General features: G+C 64.5%; 22 protein-coding genes, 1 tRNA gene and 3 pseudogenes. 14 read left to right on the forward strand and 12 right to left on the reverse strand.

Translation table 11 applies throughout. The annotated features are described in order from the left end of the window. Positions 1-121: 121 nt before the first annotated feature. Complete coding sequence (locus ACREYQ_RS10440) at positions 122-1807, reverse strand: transglycosylase SLT domain-containing protein (RefSeq protein ID WP_432257549.1); 1686 nt, start codon at positions 1805-1807, stop codon at positions 122-124. A gap of 141 nt (positions 1808-1948) precedes the next feature. Continuing rightward, entirely contained in the window at positions 1949-2749 is an 801-nt protein-coding gene (gene gloB / locus ACREYQ_RS10445) for a hydroxyacylglutathione hydrolase (RefSeq protein ID WP_432257550.1), read from the reverse strand. A 12-nt stretch (positions 2750-2761) separates the two neighbouring features. Here gloB and ACREYQ_RS10450 point away from each other — a divergent pair, with 12 nt between their 5' ends. From ACREYQ_RS10450 to ACREYQ_RS10480, 7 genes and pseudogenes are all read left to right on the forward strand, one after another. Next, a complete protein-coding gene (locus tag ACREYQ_RS10450; protein ID WP_432257551.1) occupies positions 2762-3562 on the forward strand; it encodes a class I SAM-dependent methyltransferase in 801 nt (266 codons plus the stop codon). Positions 3563-3632: 70 nt separating this feature from the next. Then, positions 3633-4070 (forward strand): ribonuclease HI, encoded by a 438-nt coding sequence (gene rnhA / locus ACREYQ_RS10455; RefSeq protein ID WP_018309325.1) that lies wholly within the window; start codon positions 3633-3635, stop codon positions 4068-4070. 57 nt (positions 4071-4127) lie between these two features. Next, positions 4128-4868, forward strand: a complete 741-nt coding sequence (gene dnaQ, locus ACREYQ_RS10460) for a DNA polymerase III subunit epsilon (protein WP_432257552.1) — start codon at positions 4128-4130, stop codon at positions 4866-4868. Between the two features lie 88 nt (positions 4869-4956). Beyond that, positions 4957-5031: transfer RNA gene (locus tag ACREYQ_RS10465), tRNA-Val, on the forward strand. Between the two features lie 501 nt (positions 5032-5532). Beyond that, positions 5533-5748 (forward strand): annotated as a pseudogene (locus tag ACREYQ_RS10470) (chromate resistance protein ChrB domain-containing protein); the annotation flags it as partial. A gap of 2 nt (positions 5749-5750) precedes the next feature. Beyond that, positions 5751-5873 (forward strand): annotated as a pseudogene (locus ACREYQ_RS10475) (chromate transporter); the annotation flags it as partial. An 18-nt stretch (positions 5874-5891) separates the two neighbouring features. Continuing rightward, a complete protein-coding gene (locus ACREYQ_RS10480; RefSeq protein ID WP_432257553.1) occupies positions 5892-6485 on the forward strand; it encodes a superoxide dismutase in 594 nt (197 codons plus the stop codon). Positions 6486-6622: 137 nt separating this feature from the next. On the opposite strand, the gene ACREYQ_RS10485 is transcribed toward ACREYQ_RS10480, so the two are convergent. Further along, the gene (locus ACREYQ_RS10485) at positions 6623-6895 is read right to left on the reverse strand and encodes a metal/formaldehyde-sensitive transcriptional repressor (RefSeq protein ID WP_432257554.1); all 273 of its coding nucleotides are present in this window, start codon (positions 6893-6895) and stop codon (positions 6623-6625) included. 100 nt (positions 6896-6995) lie between these two features. On the opposite strand from ACREYQ_RS10485, the gene ACREYQ_RS10490 reads away from it, so the two are divergent. Beyond that, positions 6996-8177, forward strand: coding sequence for a nickel/cobalt efflux protein RcnA (locus ACREYQ_RS10490; protein WP_432257555.1), 1182 nt, complete (start codon positions 6996-6998; stop codon positions 8175-8177). A gap of 5 nt (positions 8178-8182) precedes the next feature. Next, positions 8183-9136 carry a hypothetical protein gene (locus ACREYQ_RS10495; protein WP_432257556.1) on the forward strand — a complete coding sequence of 318 codons (954 nt, stop codon included), beginning with the start codon at positions 8183-8185 and terminating at the stop codon, positions 9134-9136. Positions 9137-9254: 118 nt separating this feature from the next. Here ACREYQ_RS10495 and ACREYQ_RS10500 read toward each other — a convergent pair. Further along, a pseudogene (locus ACREYQ_RS10500) lies at positions 9255-9719 on the reverse strand (amino acid transporter); the annotation flags it as partial. 515 nt (positions 9720-10234) lie between these two features. Here ACREYQ_RS10500 and ACREYQ_RS10505 point away from each other — a divergent pair. After that, on the forward strand, positions 10235-10603 hold the full coding sequence (locus ACREYQ_RS10505) for a hypothetical protein (RefSeq protein WP_432257557.1): 369 nt from the start codon (positions 10235-10237) through the stop codon (positions 10601-10603). 110 nt (positions 10604-10713) lie between these two features. On the opposite strand, the gene ACREYQ_RS10510 is transcribed toward ACREYQ_RS10505, so the two are convergent. Together ACREYQ_RS10510 and ACREYQ_RS10515 are read right to left on the reverse strand one after the other, a co-directional pair. Then, complete coding sequence (locus ACREYQ_RS10510; protein WP_432257558.1) at positions 10714-10869, reverse strand: hypothetical protein; 156 nt, start codon at positions 10867-10869, stop codon at positions 10714-10716. 209 nt (positions 10870-11078) lie between these two features. After that, entirely contained in the window at positions 11079-12284 is a 1206-nt protein-coding gene (locus ACREYQ_RS10515) for a hypothetical protein (protein ID WP_432257559.1), read from the reverse strand. A 192-nt stretch (positions 12285-12476) separates the two neighbouring features. Between ACREYQ_RS10515 and ACREYQ_RS10520 the strand changes: the two genes are divergently transcribed. From ACREYQ_RS10520 to ACREYQ_RS10530, 3 genes are all read left to right on the forward strand, one after another. Next, positions 12477-13115 carry a hypothetical protein gene (locus ACREYQ_RS10520; RefSeq protein ID WP_432257560.1) on the forward strand — a complete coding sequence of 213 codons (639 nt, stop codon included), beginning with the start codon at positions 12477-12479 and terminating at the stop codon, positions 13113-13115. Between the two features lie 240 nt (positions 13116-13355). Further along, positions 13356-15368, forward strand: coding sequence for a diguanylate cyclase domain-containing protein (locus ACREYQ_RS10525; RefSeq protein WP_432257561.1), 2013 nt, complete (start codon positions 13356-13358; stop codon positions 15366-15368). A 133-nt stretch (positions 15369-15501) separates the two neighbouring features. Continuing rightward, entirely contained in the window at positions 15502-16890 is a 1389-nt protein-coding gene (locus ACREYQ_RS10530) for an IS4 family transposase (RefSeq protein WP_432257562.1), read from the forward strand. 74 nt (positions 16891-16964) lie between these two features. On the opposite strand, the gene ACREYQ_RS10535 is transcribed toward ACREYQ_RS10530, so the two are convergent. The 6 genes from ACREYQ_RS10535 to ACREYQ_RS10560 all read right to left on the reverse strand — a co-directional run bounded on the left by ACREYQ_RS10535 (position 16965) and on the right by ACREYQ_RS10560 (position 23138). Further along, positions 16965-18692, reverse strand: a complete 1728-nt coding sequence (locus ACREYQ_RS10535; RefSeq protein ID WP_432260395.1) for an ABC transporter substrate-binding protein — start codon at positions 18690-18692, stop codon at positions 16965-16967. A 114-nt stretch (positions 18693-18806) separates the two neighbouring features. Then, complete coding sequence (locus tag ACREYQ_RS10540; protein ID WP_432257563.1) at positions 18807-19115, reverse strand: DUF2160 domain-containing protein; 309 nt, start codon at positions 19113-19115, stop codon at positions 18807-18809. Positions 19116-19159: 44 nt separating this feature from the next. Then, entirely contained in the window at positions 19160-20017 is an 858-nt protein-coding gene (locus ACREYQ_RS10545) for a carbohydrate ABC transporter permease (RefSeq protein ID WP_432260396.1), read from the reverse strand. 1 nt (position 20018) lies between these two features. Then, a complete protein-coding gene (locus tag ACREYQ_RS10550; RefSeq protein WP_432257564.1) occupies positions 20019-20903 on the reverse strand; it encodes a carbohydrate ABC transporter permease in 885 nt (294 codons plus the stop codon). Beyond that, positions 20900-22006, reverse strand: coding sequence for an ABC transporter ATP-binding protein (locus tag ACREYQ_RS10555; RefSeq protein WP_432257565.1), 1107 nt, complete (start codon positions 22004-22006; stop codon positions 20900-20902). Before ACREYQ_RS10555 ends, ACREYQ_RS10550 begins: the two co-directional genes overlap by 4 nt. Before the next feature lies 1 nt (position 22007). Beyond that, positions 22008-23138 (reverse strand): ABC transporter ATP-binding protein, encoded by a 1131-nt coding sequence (locus ACREYQ_RS10560; protein ID WP_432257566.1) that lies wholly within the window; start codon positions 23136-23138, stop codon positions 22008-22010. Positions 23139-23294: 156 nt separating this feature from the next. On the opposite strand from ACREYQ_RS10560, the gene ACREYQ_RS10565 reads away from it, so the two are divergent. After that, complete coding sequence (locus tag ACREYQ_RS10565) at positions 23295-24065, forward strand: DeoR/GlpR family DNA-binding transcription regulator (protein ID WP_432257567.1); 771 nt, start codon at positions 23295-23297, stop codon at positions 24063-24065. Positions 24066-24115 lie beyond the last annotated feature (50 nt).

A 24115-nucleotide genomic window follows, 5' to 3' on the forward strand; every position in this document is an offset into this window, starting at 1 on the left:
CCGGCGCGGGTGCGCGTGGCTACAGTTTGGGAGGGGCGCCGCACGGCGGCGGAGCCGGCACATGAAAAAAGGGGCGTGCCGAAGCATCGCCCCTTTCTTCATGTGCCCACGCCCGCTTGCGTCAGCGGGCCTTGGCCTTGGTGCCGGCCTTGGCCGACGCCTTGACGGTCGGGCCGGCCTTGGCCTCGCGCGTCACGCGCGCCGGCGCCGTCCTGGTGGTGTGCCGCGGCGAGGCCTCGACGACAACGCGCTTGCGCGGATCCGCCTTGCCCTTGGCGGAAACCCGGACGATGCCGCCCTTGCCTGCCTTGCTGCCATGCTCGGGGCGCTCGGCAATCTCCGCGCGCTCGGCCCGGTCAGCCTGCTCGGCCCGTGCCGCCCGCACCGCGCCGGCGCCGCGCACCGGCACCATCAGCACCAGGCTCTGCCCGGCGACCAGCTTGGTGCCGGAGAGCTTGTTCCACGACTGCACCTGCCCCGCCGACACGCCATAGCGGCGCGCCACCGAGGCCACGGTGTCGCGCCGGCTGGCGCGCACCACCACGCGGCGCGCATCCGGCAGGTCGGGCTCCATCGCCAGCATGGCGCTGTCGGCCAGGGTCGCGCTGATGTCCTGGTCGTGGGGGCCCGAACGCGGGATCATCACGGTCGAGCCCGCCTTCAGGCGCATGCCCTTCGGGATGCTGTTGATCTCGCGCAGCGTATCGGCGTCGACATTCAGCCGCGCCGCCAGCGATTCAACACGCTCGCGGCTGTCCACCGTCACCGCGGACCAGCTCGACAGCCCGCCGCGATAGGTGTTCAGGTTGTACTGGAAGCGCTCGGCGTTATCGAACGGCAGCAGGATCTGCGGGTTCGACGCGCCCAGGATCACCGGCCGGTTGAACGACGGGTTGAGCGCCTTGAACTCCTCCAACGACATGTCCGCCAGCTTGGCCGCCAGGTTCACGTCGATATCCCGCGACGTGGTCACCGTGACAAAGTACGGGTGGTCCGGGATCTCGGGCAGCTTGACGCCGTACGCCGCCGGGTTGGCGATGATGTTCTTGACCGCCTGCAGCTTCGGCACGTAGTAGCGCGTCTCGTTGGGCATGGGCAGGCTGGCGTAGTCGGTCGGCAGCCCGCGCGCCTGGTTGCGCGCGATCGCGCGCGACACCGCGCCCTCGCCCCAGTTGTACGCCGCCAGCGCCAGCTGCCAGTCGCCGAACATGTCGTAAAGCCGCGCCAGGTAGTCCAGCGCGGCGTCGGTCGAGGCCAGCACGTCGCGACGCTCGTCGCGGAACATGTTCTGCTTCAGGTTGTACGTCTTGCCCGTGCTCGGGATGAACTGCCACATCCCGGCCGCCTTGGCGGTGGACTGCGCCTGCGGGTTGAATGCGCTCTCGACGAACGGCAGCAGCGCCAGCTCGGTCGGCATCTTGCGCCGCTCCAGTTCTTCGACGATGTGATACAGGTAGCGGCTTGAGCGCCCGACCATCCGTTCCATGTATTCCGGCCGCTGCGCATACCACTGGGTGCGGTCATCGACCAGCGTACCCTCAAGGTCCGGCATGGCAAAGCCGCGCCGGATGCGGTCCCAGATGTCGTTGGACGGGCCGCGCAGCCAGTCCAGGCCACCCCGGTCGGCATTGAGCGTGGCTGAGGAAGGCAGCGCCGACTTGTCGCTGAGCGAGTTGAGCGGATCCTGGCGCTTGGCAGTCTGGGCGGTCGCGGCGCCGTCGGCGCCATCAGGCGGCGTGGGGGTGCTGGCGCACGCTGCAAGCAGCGCGGCGCACGCGACCACCGCCAGTAATCGACCAATATTCATTAAGTTCTCGAATCGTGACGCTAAAAGGATGCGTGATGCTAAAAAAAACCGCGTATCGCGTCAATCAGATTTTCCACATGTCCCATATCCGGCGGTCAGCTGCAAAGCCTTGTGGCGCAAGGCATTGCAGCCCTGGCGGGCCTAGCGGAAATTATCCTTCCAGCCGCGCAGGGCACCGAACGCCTGCGCGTCGCCCGCGGTGGCGCCGCCCTGGGCCGACACCGCGGCACGCACCGCCGGCTCGCGCGAGCGCAGGAAGGGGTTGACCTCGCGCTCGTGGGCAATGGTGGTCGGCAGCGTCGGCTGGTCCGCCGCGCGCAGCGCCTCGACGCGCTGCTCCCACACCGCCAGCGCGGCATTGCCCGGCTCGACCGCGCGCGCGAAGCGCACATTGCTGCGCGTGTACTCGTGCGCGCAATAGACGCGGGTATCGCCCGGCAGCGCCGCCAGCTTGTCGAGCGAATCCAGCATCTGCGCCGGCGTGCCTTCGAACAGCCGCCCGCAGCCGCTGGCGAACAGGGTATCGCCGCAGAAGACCGCCGGGCCGGCTGCGCCCAGGTCGCCCACGTAGGCGATATGGCCGGCGGTGTGCCCCGGCACGTCCAGCACGCGCAGGGTCAGCGCCGGCGCCTTGAGGGTCGCCAGGTCGCCCTCGCGCAGGGCCTGGGTGCGCGCGCCGATACGCTCGCCGGCCGGCCCCAGCACCGGCATCGGCTCGCCCGCCGGCGTGCGCGGGTGCGCCGCCAGCAACTCGGCCACGCCGCCCTGGTGATCGCCGTGGTGATGGGTGATTACAATAGCGCCCAGAGCCAGACCGCTTTGCGCTAGGAAGCGCTCCACCGGCGCGGCCTCGCCAGGATCGACCACGGCCGCGCAATGGCCGTCGTGGATGGCCCAGATATAGTTATCCTGGAACGCCGGGATCGGCTCAACCTTCAACATGCGCATGCTCCTATGTCCAATCGTCCCAAACATCCGATTGTAAGCTGGGAAGACTGGCTGGCCTCGCCGCCCGGCGAGTACATGCTGCGCTGGGAGGCGCAGCAGTACGACCGGATCGTGACCGACATCTTCGGCTACCACGCCGTGCAGATGGGCCTGCCCTTTATCGATACCCTGCGCGAAAACCGGATGCCGTTCTCGGCGCTGGCGCTGGACCCGTCCAGCGGGCCGCACGGGCCGCGTGCCGCACATCCGGACGCGCGCCAGCTGCTGTGCCGCTTCGACGAACTGCCGTTCGACACCCAGAGCATCGACCTGGTCACGCTGCCGCACATTCTGGAATTCGCCGAAGACCCGCACGAAGTGCTGCGCGAGGTCTCGCGCGTGCTGATGCCCGAAGGCCGCGTGGTGGTCACCTGCTTCAATCCGATGAGCCTGTGGGGCGCGCGCCAGGGCATGAACCGGCTTGGCGCCACGCCCTTCCTGCCCACCGACGCCCAGCAGATCGGCTTCGTGCGCATCAAGGACTGGCTCAAGCTGCTGGGCTTCGATATCATCCGCGGCCGCTTCGGCTGCTACTGTCCGCCCTACCGCACCGACCGCTGGCTGCAGCGCGCCGCCTTCATGGAAAAGGCCGGCGACCGCTGGTGGCCGATCTTCGGCGCGGTCTATATGATCTCGGCGATCAAGCGCGTGCGCAATATCCGCCTGGTCGGACCGGCCTGGAAGAGCAAGCCGGCGCTGGCCCCGGTATCGTCGCCCGTGGCCACACCCACCGGCACGCACGGCAAGACCCCCCGCGAAGAACGCTGACGCGGTCCTGCGCCCTTCCCCTGACACCTCAATGCGCCACCCGCCATGCGGGTGGCCACTACGGAATCACATGCAAGAAGTCACGATCTACTCCGACGGCGCCTGCAAGGGCAATCCCGGCCGCGGCGGCTGGGGCGCGGTGCTCGTCGCCGGCACCAGCGAAAAGGAACTGTTCGGCGGCGAGCCGAACACCACCAACAACCGCATGGAAATGACCGCCGTGATCGAAGCGCTGCGCGCGCTCAAGCGGCCCTGCGTCGTGCGCGTCTACACCGACTCGCAGTACGTCCAGAAAGGCATCAGCGAATGGCTGCCCGGCTGGAAGGCCCGCGGCTGGAAGACCGCCGACAAGAAACCCGTCAAGAACGCCGACCTGTGGCAGGAGCTGGACACCCTGGCGCAGCCGCACCAGATCTCGTGGCACTGGGTGCGCGGCCACAATGGCCACCCCGGCAATGAGCGCGCCGACGCGCTGGCCAACCGCGGCGTCGAATCGATCGGCCGCTGACCGGATTCTTCATCACAAGCGACAAGAACCGCGGAAGGCCCGCGCCGCTCCGCTAGAATGCCCGCCATGCGACAAATCGTTCTCGATACCGAAACCACCGGCCTGAATGCCGCCACCGGCGACCGCCTGATTGAAATCGGCTGCGTCGAGTTGATGAACCGCCGCCTGACGGGGCGCCACCTGCACTTCTACGTCAATCCGGAACGCGATATCGACGAGGGCGCGATCGCCGTCCACGGCATCACGGTCGAATTCCTGGCCGACAAGCCCCGCTTTGCCGAGGTCGTCGACGACATCCGCGAGTTCGTCCGGGACGCCGAACTGATCATCCACAACGCGCCGTTCGACCTGGGCTTCCTCGACATGGAATTCCAGCTGCTGGGCCTGCCGCCATTCCGCCAGCATGCGGGCAATGTGATCGATACCCTGCGCGAAGCCCGCCAGATGTTCCCCGGCAAGCGCAACTCGCTCGACGCCCTGTGCGACCGCATGGGCATCAGCAACGCCCACCGCACACTGCACGGCGCACTGCTGGATGCCGAGCTGCTGGCCGAGGTCTACCTGGCCATGACGCGCGGCCAGGATTCGCTGGTGATCGACATGCACGACAGCAGCGCAAGCCACGGTGGCGCGGTTGCGGCGGCCGACCTGTCGCGCCTCGCCCTGCCCGTGCTGCGCGCCACTGACGAGGAACACCAGGCTCACCTCGACCTGCTCAAGGGGCTGGACAAGGCCAGCGGCGGCAAGACGGTGTGGCAGGAAGCCCCCGCGGCGGCGCCCGGAAACCTGGCCGCCTGACAAAAATCAAAAAAGGGCTTTACAAGATACAAGAACCTCTGCATAATCTCATTTCTCCGCTGCACGACGGCAACGACGGCGCAGCAAGGGGTGGTTAGCTCAGCGGTAGAGCACTGCCTTCACACGGCAGGGGTCACAGGTTCAATCCCTGTACCACCCACCAGATTCGGAAAAGCCAGCCTCGCGCTGGCTTTTCTCATTTCCGGAGTTAGAAGGCACTAACCCGGAATTTTGTGCCCTCGCCGAATCGGTTCGACCACTCCAATTTGCTCCATGCGTTGAGCTTTGGAGGCTAGAGTTGGCAACGATCAGGCAGCGAGGAAGCTATTGGGAAGCACGGGTCCGCCGTAAGGGGTGGCCAGCGATCTCCCGCGGCTTCCCCAAAAAACAGACGCTCGCGCTTGGGCCACCGTCATGGAGTCTCCTATCGGGCGCTTCGGGGCAGATTATCTCCTTGTAGTCCAGCACCGTTGACCACGAAGCGCGCCACTTCGCCTCATCGCTCGTGAGTCATTAACGCCGATTAACATTTCTGAGCGATTTCAGCACCTGCGGATGGTCGGATGATCTGGGCGCTCACCGAGCCACAGGCGCCGTATAAGCCATATTTTGTAGCGATCTCTACAGTATTGCAGTAGTCCGTACGGTACTCCATGCTGCCGTCATGACTACCAAGACCAACTCCTGGCTTCTGCTGATCGTCAGCCTGCCGACAGCCGGCGCGATCGCGCGCATGCGTATCTGGCGTACGGTCAAGGCGCTCGGCTGCGCGGCCTTGCGTGACGGCGCCTATCTTCTGCCTGAAAATGCGGAGCAAGCCGCACAATTGCGTGAGCTGGCCGACGAAACGCAGCAGGAAGACGGCAAGGCCTGGCTACTACCACAGCGCTGCTGGCGCTGGTCACCGTCGCACTGCTGCTGAAGTTCAAGAAGCTGTCGGAGCCCGTGATCGTTGTCGGGGCCGCCGTGATCGGGCTGGCCGCGTATCCGCTGTTGCACCATTGAGTTGCAAGAGGAGAACCCATGACCTATCAAATGAAGCCGCTGGCATGCGCTCCGGCCAACTTGCGAGGTTTGTCCGAGAAGCTGATCGTCAGCCACTACGAGAACAACTATGGCGGTGCCGTGAGGCGCCTGAATGCGATCACGGCGGACATTGCCGCCCTGGATGTGGCAACCGCCCCGGTTTTCGTTCTCAACGGCTTGAAGCGTGAGGAGTTGATCGCCACGAATTCCATGATCCTGCATGAGGTGTACTTCGATAGCCTCGGCGATGGCGGGCCTCTAGAGGGCAACCTGCGGGACGCCATCGAACGCGACTTCGGCTCGGTCGCGCGGTGGCAGGCCGAGTTCACGGCAATGGGCAAGGCGCTTAGCGGTGGCTCGGGGTGGGTGTTGCTCTCCTACTCGCCGCGCGACCGGCGGCTCGTCAACCAATGGGCTGCGGATCATGCCCATACGCTCGCCGGAGGCACACCGATCCTGGCGCTCGATATGTACGAGCACGCCTATCACATGGATTATGGTGCCAAGGCAGCGGCCTACGTCGACGCGTTCATGAAAAACATCCATTGGCGACAAGTCTCCGCCCGTTTCGAGACGGCGGCGCAGCGTTAGAGCGGAGTTGCCAGGACATGCCCAAGCCAATTTCCCCGCATGAGCTTGCCGCGACGACGCAAGGTCCGGTCGCCATGCAGTTGATCGATGTGCGACGCCCCGAAGCTTTCGAGGCATGACCAAGGTACACGCCTACTTCATTTCAAGTACGACTTGATCACCTGCATGACTGCATCGAGATCCTGCTGGCGTTGCTCTTCCGCAGGCTCCTTGACCACGTGGTCGGTCAAATGACCCTCAATCACGGCCGCCATCAACCCATTCACCGCACCCCGAATGGCTGCGATTTGTTGCAACACCGCCGTGCAATCCTCCTCTTCATTGAGTTGCGTCTCCAGGGCAGCAGCTTGCCCCTGGATGCGCCGCAAGCGCGCCAACAATTTGGCCTTGTCACGAATGGTATGTGGCATGAATCGGGGATCAGTGTGGTTCGTCAGCGACGGAGCGTAGCACCAATATACTAGGGGGGAGTATAATTCGCCGACGCAAAATGTCTAGCGATCGTCGACCATGACTGAGTTCTCCACCCTATTGCAACAGGGCAACGCCTGGCTGTTCATTCCCAGCGCCATCCTGCTGGGTGCATTGCACGGCCTGGAACCTGGCCACTCGAAGACCATGATGGCGGCGTTTATTGTGGCTATCCGGGGGACGCTGACGCAGGCCGTCTTGCTTGGCCTCTCGGCAACGGTCTCCCACACAGCCGTGGTCTGGGCGGTCGCCATGGCTGGCCTGTACTTCGGTCGGAACTGGAGCGCTGAGTCAACGGAGCCGTATCTCCAGGTCGCCTCCGCCGCTCTCATCATCGGTGTTGCGGTGTGGATGATCTGGCGAACGTGGCGGGAGCAGCGGCTGGCGCACGCCCATGGTCATGATCACCGCCATGACCACCAGCACGACGACGCCAAGTTCATCGTCACCGGTCACGGCGTGGTCCGGCTGGAAGTGTTTGAGGACGGCGTGCCACCTCGTTTCCGCCTCTATCGCGACAGCCAGCATGGGCATGCTTGGCCGGCGAGCGATGTGCGCATCGAAACCGAGCGCCCTGAGGACACTCGCCAAACCTTCACTTTTGCGCAACGAGATGGATTCGTGGAATCCGCACAGACGATCCCTGAACCGCATGAGTTCGTTGCGCGCCTGAGCCTGGGACACGGACACCATAGTCACGACTACGACATCGAGTTCGTCGAGCACGATCACCATCACCACGTGGTCAAGGACTACGAAGCGCTGGATGTCTCGGCTCCTGGATACCAGGATGCCCATGAACTTGCGCACGCGAACGACATCCGCCGTCGCTTCGCCAACCGGCAGGTGACAACTGGCCAGATCATCGTTTTTGGCCTGACCGGTGGCCTGATTCCGTGCCCCGCGTCCGTCACGGTGCTCTTGCTCTGTTTGCAACTCAAGAAGATCACGCTCGGCGCCACGCTTGTACTGTGCTTCAGCATTGGCCTGGCCATGACGATGGTCGCATCCGGAGCCTTGGCTGCGCTGAGCGTCAAGCATGTATCCCGACGCTGGGGCGGCTTCGGTGACTTTGCGCGCAAGGCGCCCTACCTGTCCGGCGCCCTGATCGTGCTGGTCGGCCTGTATGTTGGCGGTCAGGGTGTGCAGGGACTCAGCAAACCGACTGCCGCACCAGCACTGGCGCACACGGGCAACCAGCAGACTGCCAGCCGGCATTAGCCAACATGAATCGCTTCCCGGTTTTGGCCCACCAACTCATGGCAGCGGCGGTACTTTGTGCGATTGCGCCCGTAGCGTCGCACGCGCATGGTATTGCCGGCAATCGCTTCTTTCCAGGAACGCTGACATTCGACGATCCTGCCGTGGCCGACGAGCTTGTCATCACGCCTGGATTCTTGCGTCAATCCGCCAACGGCAATGCCGTAACAGATCAGAACGTGACGGTTTCATTTGCCCGTCTGCTGACACCGGATGTTTCCATCGGGTTCGATAGCGGCTTAACGCGACGCACCTGGGAGGGCGCCCGACAATCGGGGGCATCCGGAACCAGCATCACACTCAAATCCCGACTCTACGAGAACGATCTCAATGAAACCCTCGTCGCGGGCTCGCTGATCTTCGGCATGCCACACAGTGGCGCCCAGCGGATCGGCGCAAATGCACCTGCCACCATTGCACCAAGCCTTTATATAGGACAGGGTTTTGGAGCCTTACCGCAATCCCTTGCGTGGCTGCGCCCTTTCGGCGTGACAGCGGGCGTCAGCGTTGCCGTCCCAACTAGCAAAGAGTCCGACAACTTGAACTACGTCCCCGCTGCTCGCCAGTTCAACAGTGTCAGAACGCGAAACGTCACCACCGTCCATTGGAGCTTTGCAGTCGAATACAGCACGCTTTACCTGACCGATCGCTTCGTTCCGGGCGTACTGCCAAAGGAGGAGCCGCTTCACCAGTTCGTTCCACTCGTGGAGTTTGCCTTTGACTCGCCGGTTGGCCAACGGACCAGAGGCACGGTCAACCCGGGCATCGCCTACGTGAGGGATACCTGGCAGGTCGCAGCGGAACTGGTTCTTCCGCTAACCCATGGATCGACGCGCGGAGTCGGTGCAAACATCCAGCTACTGTTCTTCCTGGATGACATCTTGCCCTCATTGTTCGGCAAGCCATTGCTGGATCGATAGCGAACGGCTGAAGCGGCCGAGCCACGGTCGCCTGCTGACCGCTTTGGTGGGGCATGGGCGCACACAGCTTCGAGCCCGTAGCGCTGCAAGTGAGCCTCCCGCGCACGGGATATACCACTTACGGCACGTTCATCGGCAGCAACACCATCTGCTTGCCAAGCAGATGCAGCCTGGCCTGTAGTTCGTTCGGAGTCTGGTTATGCAGCCAGGCGGTCAGGAAGTTGACATGCTGGAAGATCAGTTTGCTGGCGAAGCAGACGCTGTTCGGATATTCGTCCATCACGCCCTCGACCAGCTTCATGAACTCGCGCACGGGGTTCGTGCCGAAAGCCACGCGTGAGTCGGCGGCCAGACCGTGGCGCTGGCAGCTTGCGACGTAGTAGTGCAGCGATTCGCCGATGGCCTGCTGCAGGTGGTGCAGCGTTTCCTGGCCTTCGTAGCTCTGGGCATCGACTTCTCCCACCGCCAGGAAGATCACGTTCTTGAAATGCCCGGGAAACAGCCGCTCCACCCATAGCAGGGCATGCATGCTGACGCCGCGGTGCTTGCCGACCAGCACAATGGCGGTGGGCTGGGTGGGGTCGACGGGCGGGACTCGGCCCGAGCCGCTCGACATATCAACAGTAGCGGAGCAAGCTCTACAGTGACTGGGCGAAGTTTGTAGAGGCGATGGCAAATAAGGATGGGTTGACTCAAAACAGCTCAGCGAACCGTTCAAATTCTCGCCGGAGGAATGGCGCGCGGTGAAACGGCGCAACCGCGCGTCTGGAAGTGCCCCAAAAATGCTCCGCGCAAGAATCGCGCCCGTGCTAACATGCGCTAATAGTAGCTAACGTAAGCTATTTTTATAGAGCGTATTGTGATTTTTTCCCTTTTTGGTTTTGGGGCAGCACTGCCGATTCACACAGCAGGGGTCACAGGTTCAATCCCTGTACCGCCCACCAGACAAAGGGCTAGCAACTGCCTACGTTGCCAAGGAACCCAGACGGCGTCAGGCCTTCTGGGTTTTTTGTTGCCCAGCGCTTGCCACGGTTTGCCGCCGGTATCCACGCCCCTTGAGGGTATGTATTCTGGGTGGGCACGAATGGAGATCGCACTGTGAAACACCTGAAGATCCCGGCGGTGATGGCCTGCCTGGTGTTTGCTGCCTGCACCACCACAGCGCCACCCCACTCCGGCCGCCAGATGTCCACCTACGATATGGCGACGGAGTACACGGTGGAATACGTGCCGGACGGCTTCACGCTCACGGTCAACTACCGTTACCAGCGATTCACGATGCTGCCCGGTACCGCGGCGGCCGAGTGCAAGGCAGCCGCGATCAATGTGGCCAACAGCCTGGCCGACCGCAGGCACAGGCAGATCGAACCCGTGGACGATCAACGCTTCAAGCTGAACACCAGCAGGAACTGGTTCGGCAAGGTAACCGACTGCTCCGCCACCGCGCCGATTGTCTGGAAACGCTGAGACGATGGCGCCAGGCCATCATGGCGCCCCCACCTGTCCCTGGCCTTGGCTTCAGCGTCGGCCTGCCACGGCCGCGGGTAATCTTGCCTGGCGCGCCGGGCATGGGTTCTTCAGAGCCATAGCCGGTGCAGCAGATCAGAACCTAGCTGCACGAGTTGCCCCGCCATATCGGCAATGCTCGAATTTATGCCCAACGTGCTTGCCAATCCATAAAGGGCTCCTCCCAACAGGGCCAGGGACAGAATGCCCATCTTGACTTCGCTCACGACGCCTCCTCGCTATCTGCTGACGTGAGTCCGAGTTCCCCCGGCATGGCTGCAGCGAGCAGCGGCGTTGTAATGTATCTGGACCCGTCACGTTTCTTTATAGAAACATTGGCACGCCAGGATGTGGCCACTCTGTGCGGCAGCGCGCTCACCATGCGACGGCCGGCCGCTTCACGCCGGCGACTGTTGCAACCAGAAGAAGATGCGAACTAGGCCGCGAGCTCAACTGCTCTCGCTTCAAGCAGATCGATCAGTATGCGCTCAACACGGCTTCCACCGACACCAACGCGTTGATCCGCAGATATCAGCTTTAATGTATTGGCTGCCTCAGCGTACTGCCCTCTGGCAAACTGACTGACGGCATCAACCAGCCTGAGCGAGAGCCGCGCCTGGTCGCTGGATCCCTGAGCCGTGATAGCGGCCTTGCTTTGCTCAAGCGCAGCAATATCGCCCGCCGACGCCTGAATTCCAGCAAGATGCAGCGCTATGAACGGATGCGACAGCATAGAGTTGAAGCGCTCGGACAGGGCGGAAACCGCGGCTGAGACCGGACGTGCGGTTCCTGTGCGCAGGTATTCACGCAACAAAAAGCCGCCACAATCGGCCAGCGTCAACACCGGACCACAGCGAGTGGTCTCTGGTGCACAGTAGCGCTCATAGCGCTGCCATGCCTGCTCGGTTAACCCCAGCTGCCACTCTGCCAGGGCCAGGTGCCACTGCACATGACCATACATGGCGCCGCCCTCCGCTGACGGACGGTGCTCATTTAGCCAGTTTCCCAGCAATTCCAATGACTCTCCAGGCTCACCCTGGTCGTGCAGCACATGCGCATAGCTATGGATGACGTAGGGAGCCTGTGGGCGCTGCTGCAATGCTCGCTCGACAAGTGCATGACCACGGCCCTGATCACCGGCCTCACTGGCCGCGAACCCCATGCGTGCGAGCCAGGCCCAATCATCATGCAAACCGGGATCGACCGATTCCATGATGTTGAGAACGCGCTCAAGCTTGCGCGCACCGCCATAAAAGATCAGATACCCGCAAAGTTGCGAGATGACCAGCAGGTCACTGGGATTGGCAGCGATGTAGGCCTCAGTCGCTGCAAGGTTGGTGTAAGGGTCTTCAAGCAGGCCAAAGAGCGCGGAGATATGCGCACGCTCCCAGGGCAACGCAACCCGTGCTGCCAGTAGCGTGCGCTCCTTGAAAGAACCGGCGTCCGCGGCGTTGGCGTCTTTAGCAAGCATATGGCGCGCAGCGAGGGCCAGCGCGAGATTGCTGTCCAGCGCCAAAGCCTGATCCAGTGCTTCCGCGGCGCCCGCCTCGGAACCGAGAATGCGATCAACAGCGAGCTGATACCGTTCTGCAGCTTCCGGACGGTCAGTGGTAAGAGGTCTACCGGTACGCGCATTAATCATATTGATTCATTGCGTTGCAAATGGCTGATGCGAAGCGCTTCGATGCGCTTTCAGCGTAGTCCAACTCAAGGCGTTGGATTGACTCCGCGCGCCGACCCGAAACAAACGCGTTCTCGCGGGCAAGGCTTGTCTCATTTCCGGCCACTAGCGCACTGGATACCTTGAACGCCACGACTGCCACCGGAGCGCGCCTTGCCCTTTTCCAGCCCCGCCCCAAGCGAACAGGAACCCGCCCTGCCCTGGACCGGGCGCAATCCGGTCAGTGCCGGCTGGTTCGAGATGCGCCCGGTGCGCGTGCCGCGCGATGCGCGGCCGGTCTATGACGAGGACATGGATTGCATCATCGGCTACCACCGCAGCTTTGCCTCGGTGGCGTCCACCTATGACCTCGCGGGGCAGGTCGCGGCAATCGATGCATGTCCGGATGAAGATGGCGCGGCGCATGCGCCGCTGCTGGTCGCCGGCACGCTGTGGCAGCCGCGCGTGCGCGGCATGACGCGCAGCGGCGCAGAGGGGGAAGGACTGGCGGCGCCCTCGGCAACGCTCGCGCGGCTGCGCGGGCGCTTCATCGCACTGGCCCGGCAGCCACTGTATTTCACGCTCGGCGCGCTGGCGGACATGCACGAGCCAATCCGGTTCGTCCCGATGCATATCCTGCGGCTGGCGATACGCTGTGGCACGCGGCTCGCCGCGGGTGGTGTGGCCGCGGTGGACACCGCCCGCTTCATTGCCCAGATCACGCGACGGGGCGTACCGACCGCCCTGGAACTGACACTGCGCCCGCGCGACCAGACGGTGCTGTGCGTGCGCACCTGGCCAGTCGCGGGTTAGCGGCGCCAGGCACCTGCGCGGCAACGAGTTGTGCATGTGAAGCCCTCGACTGGTCAGCCTCGCCAGAGCGGACAGGAAGGCACATTCTGCTTGCCGCACGCTCTTTTGGTTGCAAACAGTTGCGAAATACCCCTTGACATCTGCTAACCTTCCAAGCACGCCACTGGACATCGGGAACCGACCGCCCAGTGCCGGGGGGACGGGAATAACAGGTCAGTGCGCACAAGAAAGAAGTCAACCATGCAGCACTCATTGAAGTATCGGATGGCGCTTGCCACGGCGGGTGTGGTGACGCTGATCATCGTGCTGCGCGCGCTCTACGCCCAGTACTACGCCTACGATGGCCTGAAGAACCTGCGGCAGAGCCAGCAGGACACGCTAGTCAAGATGGTCGCCGAGCAGCTCGATGAAAAGCTGCAGAGCCGGGCCGCGGTCCTGCGCCGGTTGGCACGCCAGTTCTCCCCCATGGTTGCGGCAAAGCCGGCCGACTTGCGCCGGGCCGCGGAGAGCCTGGTGGAAATACCCGAAACCTTCAATGCAGTCTTCCTGACCGCGACCGACGGGCAACTGCTGTTCAGCACCGCCGTGCCGGATGGCGTACGCATGCGCGTGGATGACCGCGACTATTTCCGCGATATCCTGCGCGGCCAGGCGTTCGCGGTGTCGGACCTGATCCAGGGCAAGCAGACCAACGCCCCCGGGGTGGTGCTGGCAGTGCCGATGCTCGGGCCGGGGGGCGAACTGCGCGGCGTGGTCGGGGGCGTGCTGAACCTCGCCGACAGCAACTTCCTGCGCGAACTTGCGCACAACCGCGTGGGCACCACTGGCAGCTTCTGCCTGGTTTCCGGAGGCAGCAACCCCCGCTATGCGATGCATTCGGACGTGACCCGGGTGCTGAGCCCCGCACGCGCCATCGGTGAAGCCTGCGGTGCCGACCAAGCCCCCGCGCTGCTGGAAGTCCTGACACCGACGCAGCCGGTCGTGGCGCGCTATCTGCTGGAATCCAACGGCTGGGAAGTCGTGGCGATCCTGCCCGCCGCCGAAGCCTATGCGCCACTGGTTTCGGTCCGCAAGCGCACCCTCGTCGTCGGCGGCACCACCATGCTGATTGCCGCCGCGCTGATGTGGCTGGTCATGCTGCGCTTGCTCGAGCCGCTGCAGCGGCTGCACCGCGCGGTGCGCCAGATCGGCACCAACCCGGCCGCAGTGGCGGACCTGCCCGCCGGCCGCGCCGACGAGATCGGCGAACTGGCCGTGACCTTCGCCGAAGTGGTGGCGCAGTTGTCGGAACGTGAAGCCGCCCTGAAGGCGGCCAAGGACCGAGCCGCCGCAAGCGAAAAGCGCATCGAGGCCATCGCCAACCATGTGCCGGACTTCATCTCGTTCATCGACATGCAGCAGCGCTACGTCTTCGTCAACCAGGCGTATGCGCAGCGGTACGGCGTGCCAGCGCAGCAGATTGTGGGGCTGTCGCTGCGCGAGCTGTGGGGCACGCAGGAATACGTGGCGTGCCAGCAGTACCTGGAGCAAGCCCGCGCCGGACGCGCGGTGACCTTCACGCGCGAAAGCGCAGATGGCACCGAATGCATCGAAATCACCTGCCAGCCGGCCTGGAACGATGCCCAGGACACCGTCATCGGCCTGCACATGTTCGGGCGCAACGTCACGCATGAGCGCGAAAAGCTGCGCAGCCTGGAAGCGCAGACCATCTCCGACTATCTCACCGGCCTGCTCAACCGCAAGGGGTTCGACCGGCGCCTGGCCGAATCCATGGCGCGCGCCAGCGCCGGCGGACGGCCGCTGGCGTTGCTGCTGGTGGATCTGGATGACTTCAAGGGCGTCAACGACAACTTTGGCCATCCGGTGGGCGACCAGCTGCTGGTGGCCTTCGCGCAGCGGCTGCGCGCCTGCGTGCGCAAGGGCGATGCAGTCGCGCGCATCGGCGGCGACGAATTCGCGGTGATCCTGGATGGCGTTGCCGACCGCAATGCCATGGCATCGGTCGCCAACACCGTCGTGCAGGCGGCGCGCATGCCCTTCGTGATCGACGGCCACACGGTGGCGGCATCGGCCAGCGTCGGCTCCGCCATCCATGCCGCGCGCCATGCCATGACGGTCAGCGAGCTGTTCATGCATGCCGACATGGCGCTGTATGAGGCCAAGCGGCATGGGAAGGCGTGTTATGCGGTGCAGTCAGGGGTCACGGCAAAGCCGCACCCTGGAACAACCGACCTGGCAACGCAAGAGAGCTAGTACCGGAGTCCGGGCTCAGACGACCGCTTGGGTGCTCCCTCTCCCGCTTGCGCTTGTCTTTACCCACATCTCGATAGGAAAGGTTGTAAACGGGATTGGACGGTGTTAACTTCGGGGAAGTTGACAATCAGTGGTGGCAATTTTGTCTGATACGGAAGATCTGGAAGACTGGGCCAGCGACGAATTCGGTGGCGCTCAGTTGGGCGATGCACGTCGCACGCAGCGCCTTGTGGCATTGGCGCGCGGACTAGCGCAAAAAGCCCATGTTTCGTTCCCGCAGGCCTTGAGTGGTGCCCAACTCAAGGCGGCATATCGCTTCTTTGATAATGAGGCGGTCGACCCGGACGGAATACTGGCGAGCCACGTCGTTCAAACCGTGGGTCGCATGCAGCAGGTACCTGTCGTATTGGCGGTGCAGGACACCACGGAATTCAATCTGGCAAATTTGCCCGCGACTGAGGGACTTGGTCACGGCACGGGCGGCAATTTGCGCGGATTCATGTTGCACAGCGTGCTGGCGGTGACGCCTGAGGGCCTGCCACTGGGCGTGTTGAGCATGAAGACGTGGGTGCGTGCGCCGCAAGCATCGGGCAAGGCCAGGCAGCGCCGGGCGCTGTCCATTCGTGACAAGGAAAGCGTGAAGTGGCTGGAGGGGCTGGAATGCCTTGAGCCGCTCAAGATGCAGTGTCCGGACACGCACCTTGTTGCCGTCAGCGATCGCGAGGGCGATGTGTACGACGTGTTCCTGGCGCAGCGCCCAGCGGGGGTGGACTGGTTGGTGCGGGCCGCCTGGAATCGGGGCGTGGATCACCCAGAGAAGTATCTGTGGGAGACGGTTGCTGCGGCCCCCGTACTCGGGGAGACCGTCCTGCACGTGCCCAGGAGTGGCGCCAGGCAAGCGCGTAGCGCCCGACTGGCTTTGCGCTGTGTGCCCGTCCAACTGCGACCGCCGCGCAGCCGCGGTGCAGAGGCCCTACCAAGCCTCGAAGTGTTTGCCATTCACGCACTGGAAATCGATCCGCCCGAAGGTGTTGAGCCGCTCGAATGGATGTTGCTCAGTTCGATGCCCACCCAAACGCTGGAAGATGTGCTGGAACGGCTGAGCTGGTATGCCCGGCGCTGGACCATTGAATCCTGGCATCGTGTCCTGAAAAGTGGCTGCCAGATCGAGGCTCGGCAGTTCGGGACGCTGGAGCGGTTCCTGCGCGCCACGGCGCTGTTCGCCGTGATCGGCTGGCGCATCATGTACGCGACCATGCTCGGCCGGCTTGAAGCCGATATCCCTTGCTCGGTGCTATTGCAGTCGCTCGAATGGCAGGCCTTGTACTGCCGCACGCACGGCACAACCAAGCCACCGGAGCAGGCACCCAAACTCAGCGAAACGGTCCTTTGGATCGCCAAGCTCGGTGGCTACCTGGGTCGCAAAAACGACGATCCCCCCGGTGCTACTGTCCTCTGGCGCGGCTTCCTCGTTTTGCACGAAATCACCGAAATGTATCGGATCTTCCAGAAAAACGAGTAAGCCGCCGGAAGTTGTGGGTAAAGGCAAGCCCGCTTGCGGGAGAGGGGAGCAAACCAACGGCATTCAGATATGCCTCAGCGCACCTTCCCTTCCTTCCACGCCTGCAGCAGCTTGTCGTAGGCAATGGTCTCGCCCTTCGGCTTCTCATCGCCCAGCTTCTTCCACGGTGCGTGATCGCCTGACAGCCACTTGCCGGGATCGCCCTTCGGGTTGAGCTTGGGCGCGCAGTTGCTCATGCCGGCGCGCTGCAGCCGCGCCATGACCTGGTCCATTTCCTCGGCCAGCGTGTCCATGGCGGCTTGCGGCGTCTTTTCGCCGGTTACCGCGGTGGCCACGTTCTTCCACCACAGCTGGGCCAGCTTTGGATAGTCAGGCACGTTGGTGCCGGTCGGCGTCCAGGCCACGCGCGCGGGGCTGCGGTAGAACTCGATCAGCCCGCCGTACTTGGCCGCGTTCTTGGTCAGGTAGTCGTGATGGATGTCGCTGTCGCGGATAAAGGTCAGCCCGGTCAGCGACTTCTTCAGCGACACCGTCTTGGAGGTCACGAACTGGGCGTACAGCCAGGCGGCCGCCAGTTTGTCGGGATCGGTGTTCTTGAAGAAGGTCCACGAGCCCACGTCCTGGTAGCCGTTCTGCATGCCTTGCTTCCAGTACGGGCCGTAGGGCGACGGTGCCATGCGCCACTTGGGCGAGCCGTCGGTATTGACCACTGGCAGGCCCTTCCTGGTCATGTCCGCGGTGAAGGCGGTGTACCAGAAGACCTGCTGCGCCACCTGGCCCTGCGCGGGCACCGGGCCGGCCTCGGAGAACGTCATGCCCATTGCCTGCGGCGGGGCGTACTTCTTCATCCAGTCGACGTACTTGGTCAGCGCGTAGACCGCCGCGGGGCTGTTGGTGGCGCCGCCGCGCGACACCGAAGCGCCCACCGGCGTGCACTTGTCCTCGGCCACGCGGATGCCCCACTCGTCCACCGGCATGCCGTTGGGCAGGCCCTTGTCGGCGGCGCCGGCCATCGACAGCCACGCGTCGGTGAAGCGCCAGCCCAGCGACGGGTCCTTCTTGCCGTAGTCCATATGGCCGTAGACCTTCTTGCCGTCGAGCTCCTTCACGTCATTGGTGAAGAAATTGGCAATGTCCTCGTAGGCCGACCAGTTGGTCGGCACGCCCAGGTCGTAGCCGTACCTGGCCTTGAACTTGTCCTGCAGATCCTTGCGCGCGAACCAGTCGGCGCGGAACCAGTAAAGGTTGGCGAACTGCTGGTCGGGCAGCTGGTACAGCTTGCCGTCCGGCGCGGTGGTGAACTTGGTGCCGATGAAGTCCTTCACATCCAGCCCGGGGTTGGTCCACTCCTTGCCCGCACCGCTCATGTAATCGGTCAGTGGCAGGATCGAGCCATAGCGGTAGTGCGTGCCGATCAGGTCGGAGTCGGAGATCCAGCCGTCGTAGATCGACTTGCCGGACTGCATCGAGGTCTGCAGCTTCTCCACCACGTCGCCTTCCTGGATCAGGTCATGCTTGACCTTGATGCCGGTGATCTCCTCGAACGCCCTGGCCAGGGTCTTGGATTCGTACTCGTGCGTGGTGAGGGTCTCCGACACGACGCTGACCTGCGTGACGCCCCTGGCCTTGAGCCTGGCTGCGGCATCGATAAACCATTTCATTTCCGCCGCCTGCTTGTCCTTGGCCAGCGACGAGGGCTGGAACTCATTGTCGATCCACTTCTTCGCTTCCGCTTCGCCCGCCCAGGCGGACCCGCAAGCCAGCGCAGCCGCGCAGGCAAGGGCTGACATCCCCAACTTCACGTGCACTTTCATCCGTGTCTCCTCAAGAGTTCCCCTCCCCGGCTTGTCGTCTGGATGGCGGCCCCGGGCAGGGATAAGCCGCAAATCCCATTCATGTCTGCTTGCCCGCTGCCACTAGCCTTTGCGCAAGACCAGCGCCAGCACCAGCATGGACACCGTGAAGCTGATCCACACCGAGGGCTCTTCCGCCAGCGACAGCCACGCCGCAACCTTCTCGCCCAGCCCCACCCACGCCAGGTTGACCCAGGCCGCGCACATCAGCCCGATAAACAGCCGGTCGCCGCGCGTGGTGGCGATCGGCAGGAAGCCCTTGCGCAGCACCGACGGCGACCGGACTTCCAGGATCGTCATGCCGATCAGCATGACCACGATGCAGGCAAAGAACACCGCCACCGGTGTGGTCCACACCATCCAGCTCAGCATTGCGCCATCTCCTAGCGTTGGCTTCAGGAACGACAAGGCAGGGATTACACGCGGCCCATCGCGAAGCCCTTCGCGATGTAGTGCCGCACGAACCAGATCACGATGCCGCCGGGCACGATGGTCAGCACGCCGGCCGCGGCCAGCACGCCCCAGTCCATGCCCGAGGCCGACACCGTGCGCGTCATGGTGGCCACGATGGGCTTGGCGTTGACCGAGGTCAGCGTGCGCGCGAGCAGCAGCTCGACCCAGCTGAACATGAAGCAGAAGAATGCCGCCACGCCAACGCCGGCCTTGATCAGCGGCAGGAAGATGGTCAGGAAGAAGCGCGGGAACGAGTAGCCGTCGACATAGGCGGTCTCGTCGATCTCGCGCGGCACGCCCGACATGAAGCCCTCCAGGATCCACACCGCCAGCGGCACGTTGAAGACCAGGTGCGCCAGCGCCACGCCCAGGTGCGTATCCATCAGCCCGATGGTGCTGTAGAGCTGGAAGAACGGCAGCAGGAACACCGCCGGCGGCGTCATGCGGTTGGTCAGCAGCCAGAAGAACACGTGCTTGTCGCCGATGAACTGGTAGCGCGAAAAGGCATAGGCCGCCGGCAGCGCCACGCTGATCGAGATCACCGTGTTCATCGCCACATAGATCATCGAGTTGACATAGCCCGAATACCACGACGGATCGGTGAAGATGGTCTTGTAATGCTCCAGCGTGAATTCGGCCGGCCACAGCGACAGCGTGGAGACGATTTCCTCGTTGGTCTTGAACGACATGTTCACCATCCAGTAGATCGGCACGATGGCGAACAGCAGGTAAGCCAGCAAGAAGCCGGCGCGCCACCAGGTGGCGCGGCTGGCCTGCGCAGGGATCGCGGCAGGGACCACGGAAGGGATCACGGAAGCCATCTCAGCCATGGGGCATGTCCTCGCTGCCGGCGGTGCCCGCGCGCTGCATCCAGTTGTAGAGGATGAAACACATGAGCAGGATGATCAGGAAATAGACGATGGAGAACGCCGCCGCCGGCCCCAGGTCGAACTGGCCCACGGCCTTCTGCGTCAGGTACTGCGACAGGAACGTGGTGGCGTTGCCAGGACCGCCGCCGGTCAGCACGAACGGCTCGGTATAGATCATGAAGCTGTCCATGAAGCGCAGCAGCACCGCGATCATCAGCACCCCGCGCAGCTTGGGCAGCTGGATATAGCGGAACACTGCCAGGCGCGAGGCGCCGTCGATCTGCGCGGCCTGGTAGTAAGCGTCGGGGATGGCGCGCAGGCCGGCGTAGCACAGCAGCGCCACCAGCGGCGTCCAGTGCCAGACGTCCATCACCAGCACCGTGACCCAGGCATCGAAGGCGCTGCCGGTGTAGTTGTAGTCGAAGCCCATCGCCGCCAGCGCGGCGCCCAGCAGGCCGATATCGGTGCGCCCGAAGATCTGCCAGATGGTGCCGACCACGTTCCACGGGATCAGCAGCGACAGTGCGATGGTCACCAGCGCCGCCGACGCCTTCCAGCCCTTTGCCGGCATCGACAAGGCCAGCAGGATGCCGAGCGGGATCTCCACCAGCAGCACCGCCAGCGAAAAACCGAGCTGGCGCAGCAGCGCGTCGTGCAGCTCGCCGTCGCGCAGCACGGTGCGGAACCATTCGGTGCCGACGAACACGCGCCGCTCGGGCGAGATGATGTCCTGCACCGAATAATTGACGATGGTCATCAGCGGCAGGATGGCGGAGAACGCCACGCACGCCACCACCGGCAACACCAGCAGCCAGGCCTTCTGGTTGACGGGCTTCATGACACCAGTTCCTCATTGACGTAGTAGCAGGTATGCCGGTTGAACACCGACAGCCAGGCCGTGTCGCCCGCGCGCAGGCCGGCCGCCTCGACGCCCAGCCGTGCGCGCAGCGTGCCGGCCAGTGCGCCCGCCTCCTGCACGCCGCTGGTCAGCAACCAGTAAGTGCCGATGTCCTGTGCGCGCTCCACCCGCACCGGCACCGCCTGCGTGTCGCGCTCCGGCGCCAGGCGCAGGTATTCGGGCCGCACGCCGATGCGGAAGCTGCCGGCCTCGCGCAGCGCCGCTTCGACCGACGGTGACAACTCCGGCAGGTAGCGGCGCCCGGCCAGCTCGATCGCGCCGTCGCGCCACTGCCCGGGCAGGAAATTCATGCCCGGCGAGCCGATGAAGTGCCCGACGTAGGTATGCGCGGGCCGCTCGAACAGCGCATCGGCCGGCCCCACCTGCACCGCCTTGCCGCGCGACATCACCACCACCTGGTCGGCAAAGGTCAGGGCCTCGGTCTGGTCGTGCGTCACGTAGATCAGCGTCAGGCGGAACTCGTGGTGGATTTCCTTGAGCTTGCGCCGCAGCTGCCATTTGAGCTGCGGGTCGATCACGGTCAGCGGCTCGTCGAAGAGAATGGCCGACACGTCCTGGCGCACCAGCCCGCGCCCCAGCGAGATCTTCTGCTTGGCGTCGGCGGCCAGGCCGCTGGCGCGGCGGTCGAGCGTTGCCGACAGGTCCAGCATTTCGGCAACGCGCCCGACCCGCTCGCGCACCTGGGCTTCCGGCACGCCGCGGTTGCGCAGCGGGAACGCCAGGTTTTCGCCAACGGTCATGGTGTCGTAGATCACCGGGAACTGGAACACCTGGGCGATATTGCGCGCCTGCGGCGTGGCCGCGGTCACGTCGCGGCCATCAAAGGCGATGGTGCCATGCGAGGGCCGCAGCAACCCGGAAATGCAGTTCAGCAGCGTGGTCTTGCCGCAGCCGGACGGGCCCAGCAGCGCATAGGCGCCGCCGTCTTCAAAGGTGAAGCGCAGCGGCAGCAGCGCGTAGTCTTCATCCGTGCGCGGGGTTGGCACATAGGCGTGCGCCAGGTCCAGGTCGATGCGCGCCATCTCAGCCCCCTGCCCCGGCAGCCGCGACCGTGCCGCCCGGCACGTCAGCCGCCAGCCCGCCCGGCCGGCGCGGCGCGTGGATGCGGCGGCCGTCGGCGTCGAACAGGTAGATCTGCTCGGGCAGCAGGTGCAGCGACACCGGCTCGCCCAGCTGCAGGTCGAGCACGCCGGCGAACTGCGCCACCAGGTTGCCCACCGGGGTATCGGCGTGGACGAAGGTGTCGGACCCCGACAGCTCGGCCAGCGCCACGCGCCCGGGCACCGCCACCGCGCCAGGCTCGCCGGCCAGGCGCAAGGCCGACGCCCGCACGCCCATCGTGACCGGGCCGTCGTGCCCGCCCGCGCCGGGCACCGGCACCGAAATCTCGCCGGCCAGCGCGACCCGGCCGCCCTGCAGCCTGCCTTCGACCAGGTTCATCGGCGGATCGTTGAACGCGCGCGCCACGCGCAGTGAATCGGGATAGTGGAAGACCTGCGGGGTCGGGCCGTACTGCAGCAGCTCGCCCGCATCCAGCACCGCGGTATGCCCGCCCAGCAGCAGCGCTTCGCCGGGCTCGGTGGTGGCGTAGATCACGGTGGCGTCGCCATGCGCGAACAGCTGCGCCAGCTCCTCGCGCAGTTCCTCGCGCAGCTTGTAGTCAAGGTTGACCAGCGGCTCGTCCAGCAGCATCAGCGGCGCCTCCTTGGCCAGCGCGCGCGCCAGGGCCACGCGCTGCTGCTGCCCCCCGGACAGTTCCGACGGGTAGCGGTCCAGCAGGTGATCGATGTGCAGCCGCGCCGCCAGCTCGCGCACGCGCGCGCCGATCTCGCCGGCCGGGGCCTTGCGCCGCAGCTTCAGCGGCGAGGCGATGTTGTCGAAGACCTTGAGCGACGGGTAGTTGATGAACTGCTGGTAGACCATCGACACATTGCGCTCGCGCACCGGCATGCCGGTCACGTCGTGGCCGTCGACCAGCACGCGGCCGGCGCTGGGCCGGTCCAGCCCCGCCATCACCCGCATCAGCGAGGTCTTGCCCGCCTGCGTGGCGCCCAGCAGGATGGTCACCGCGCCGGGGACCGGGGCCAGCGTCATCGGATAGAGATACGCCTGCGAACCTGCCTGCTGTGCGACGCCTTCCAAACGTAGCTGCATCCGGTCTCCATGTTCGATATGCTTCCTGCGTCACAGTTATCGCTCGATGCGAGCGCACAAATCTTGGCTTTACGCTCGTTTTAGCAACAAAACGAACATAAAACAATAGTGCACCGCATCATTTGTTTTCGTTTCTGTTTGAACTAGAATCCCGGCATGACCCTGAATCCCCGCCAGACGGCCCTGCTTGAAGAAGTCCGCACCCAGGGCTTTGCCTCCATTGACGAACTTGCGCGCAAGTTCGGCGTCACGCTCCAGACGGTGCGCCGCGACGTCAACCTGCTGGCCGAGAACGGCATGCTGGCGCGCTTCCATGGCGGGGTGCGGGTGGAGGGCTCCACCACCGAGAACATCGCCTACCGGCAGCGGCAGGTGCTCAATGCCGAGGGCAAGTCGCGCATCGCGCGCGCGGTGGCGGCCGCGGTGCCCGAAGGCTGCTCGCTGATCCTGAACATCGGCACCACGGTGGAAGAAATTGCGCGCGGGCTGATGCACCATCGCGGGCTGCGCGTGATCACCAACAACCTCAACGTGGCCAACATCCTGGCCGACAATCCCGATTGCGAGGTCATCGTCGCCGGCGGCGTGCTGCGCTCGCGCGACCGCGGCATCGTGGGCGAGGCCACGGTGGAGTTCATCCGCCAGTTCAAGGTCGATATCGGGCTGATCGGCATCTCGGGCATCGAGGCCGACGGCACGCTGCGCGACTACGACTTCCGCGAGGTCAAGGTGGCGCGGACCATCATCGAGCATTCACGCGAGGTATGGCTGGCGGCGGACATCAGCAAGTTCAACCGCCAGGCGATGGTGGAGTTAGCGCATGTGTCGGAGGTCGACCGGCTCTTTACCGATGAGCCGCTGGCGGCGCCGTTCGACCAGATCCTGGCCGACAGTGGGGTGCAGTGTGTGGTGGCGGAGCGGGATTGAGCGCGGCGTGGGCCGGCTTGAGGCTGGCACGCTGGCGGAGGCGGAGCGGG

The sequence above is a fragment of the Cupriavidus sp. TMH.W2 genome, from assembly GCF_050847365.1.
GTDB lineage: Bacteria > Pseudomonadota > Gammaproteobacteria > Burkholderiales > Burkholderiaceae > Cupriavidus.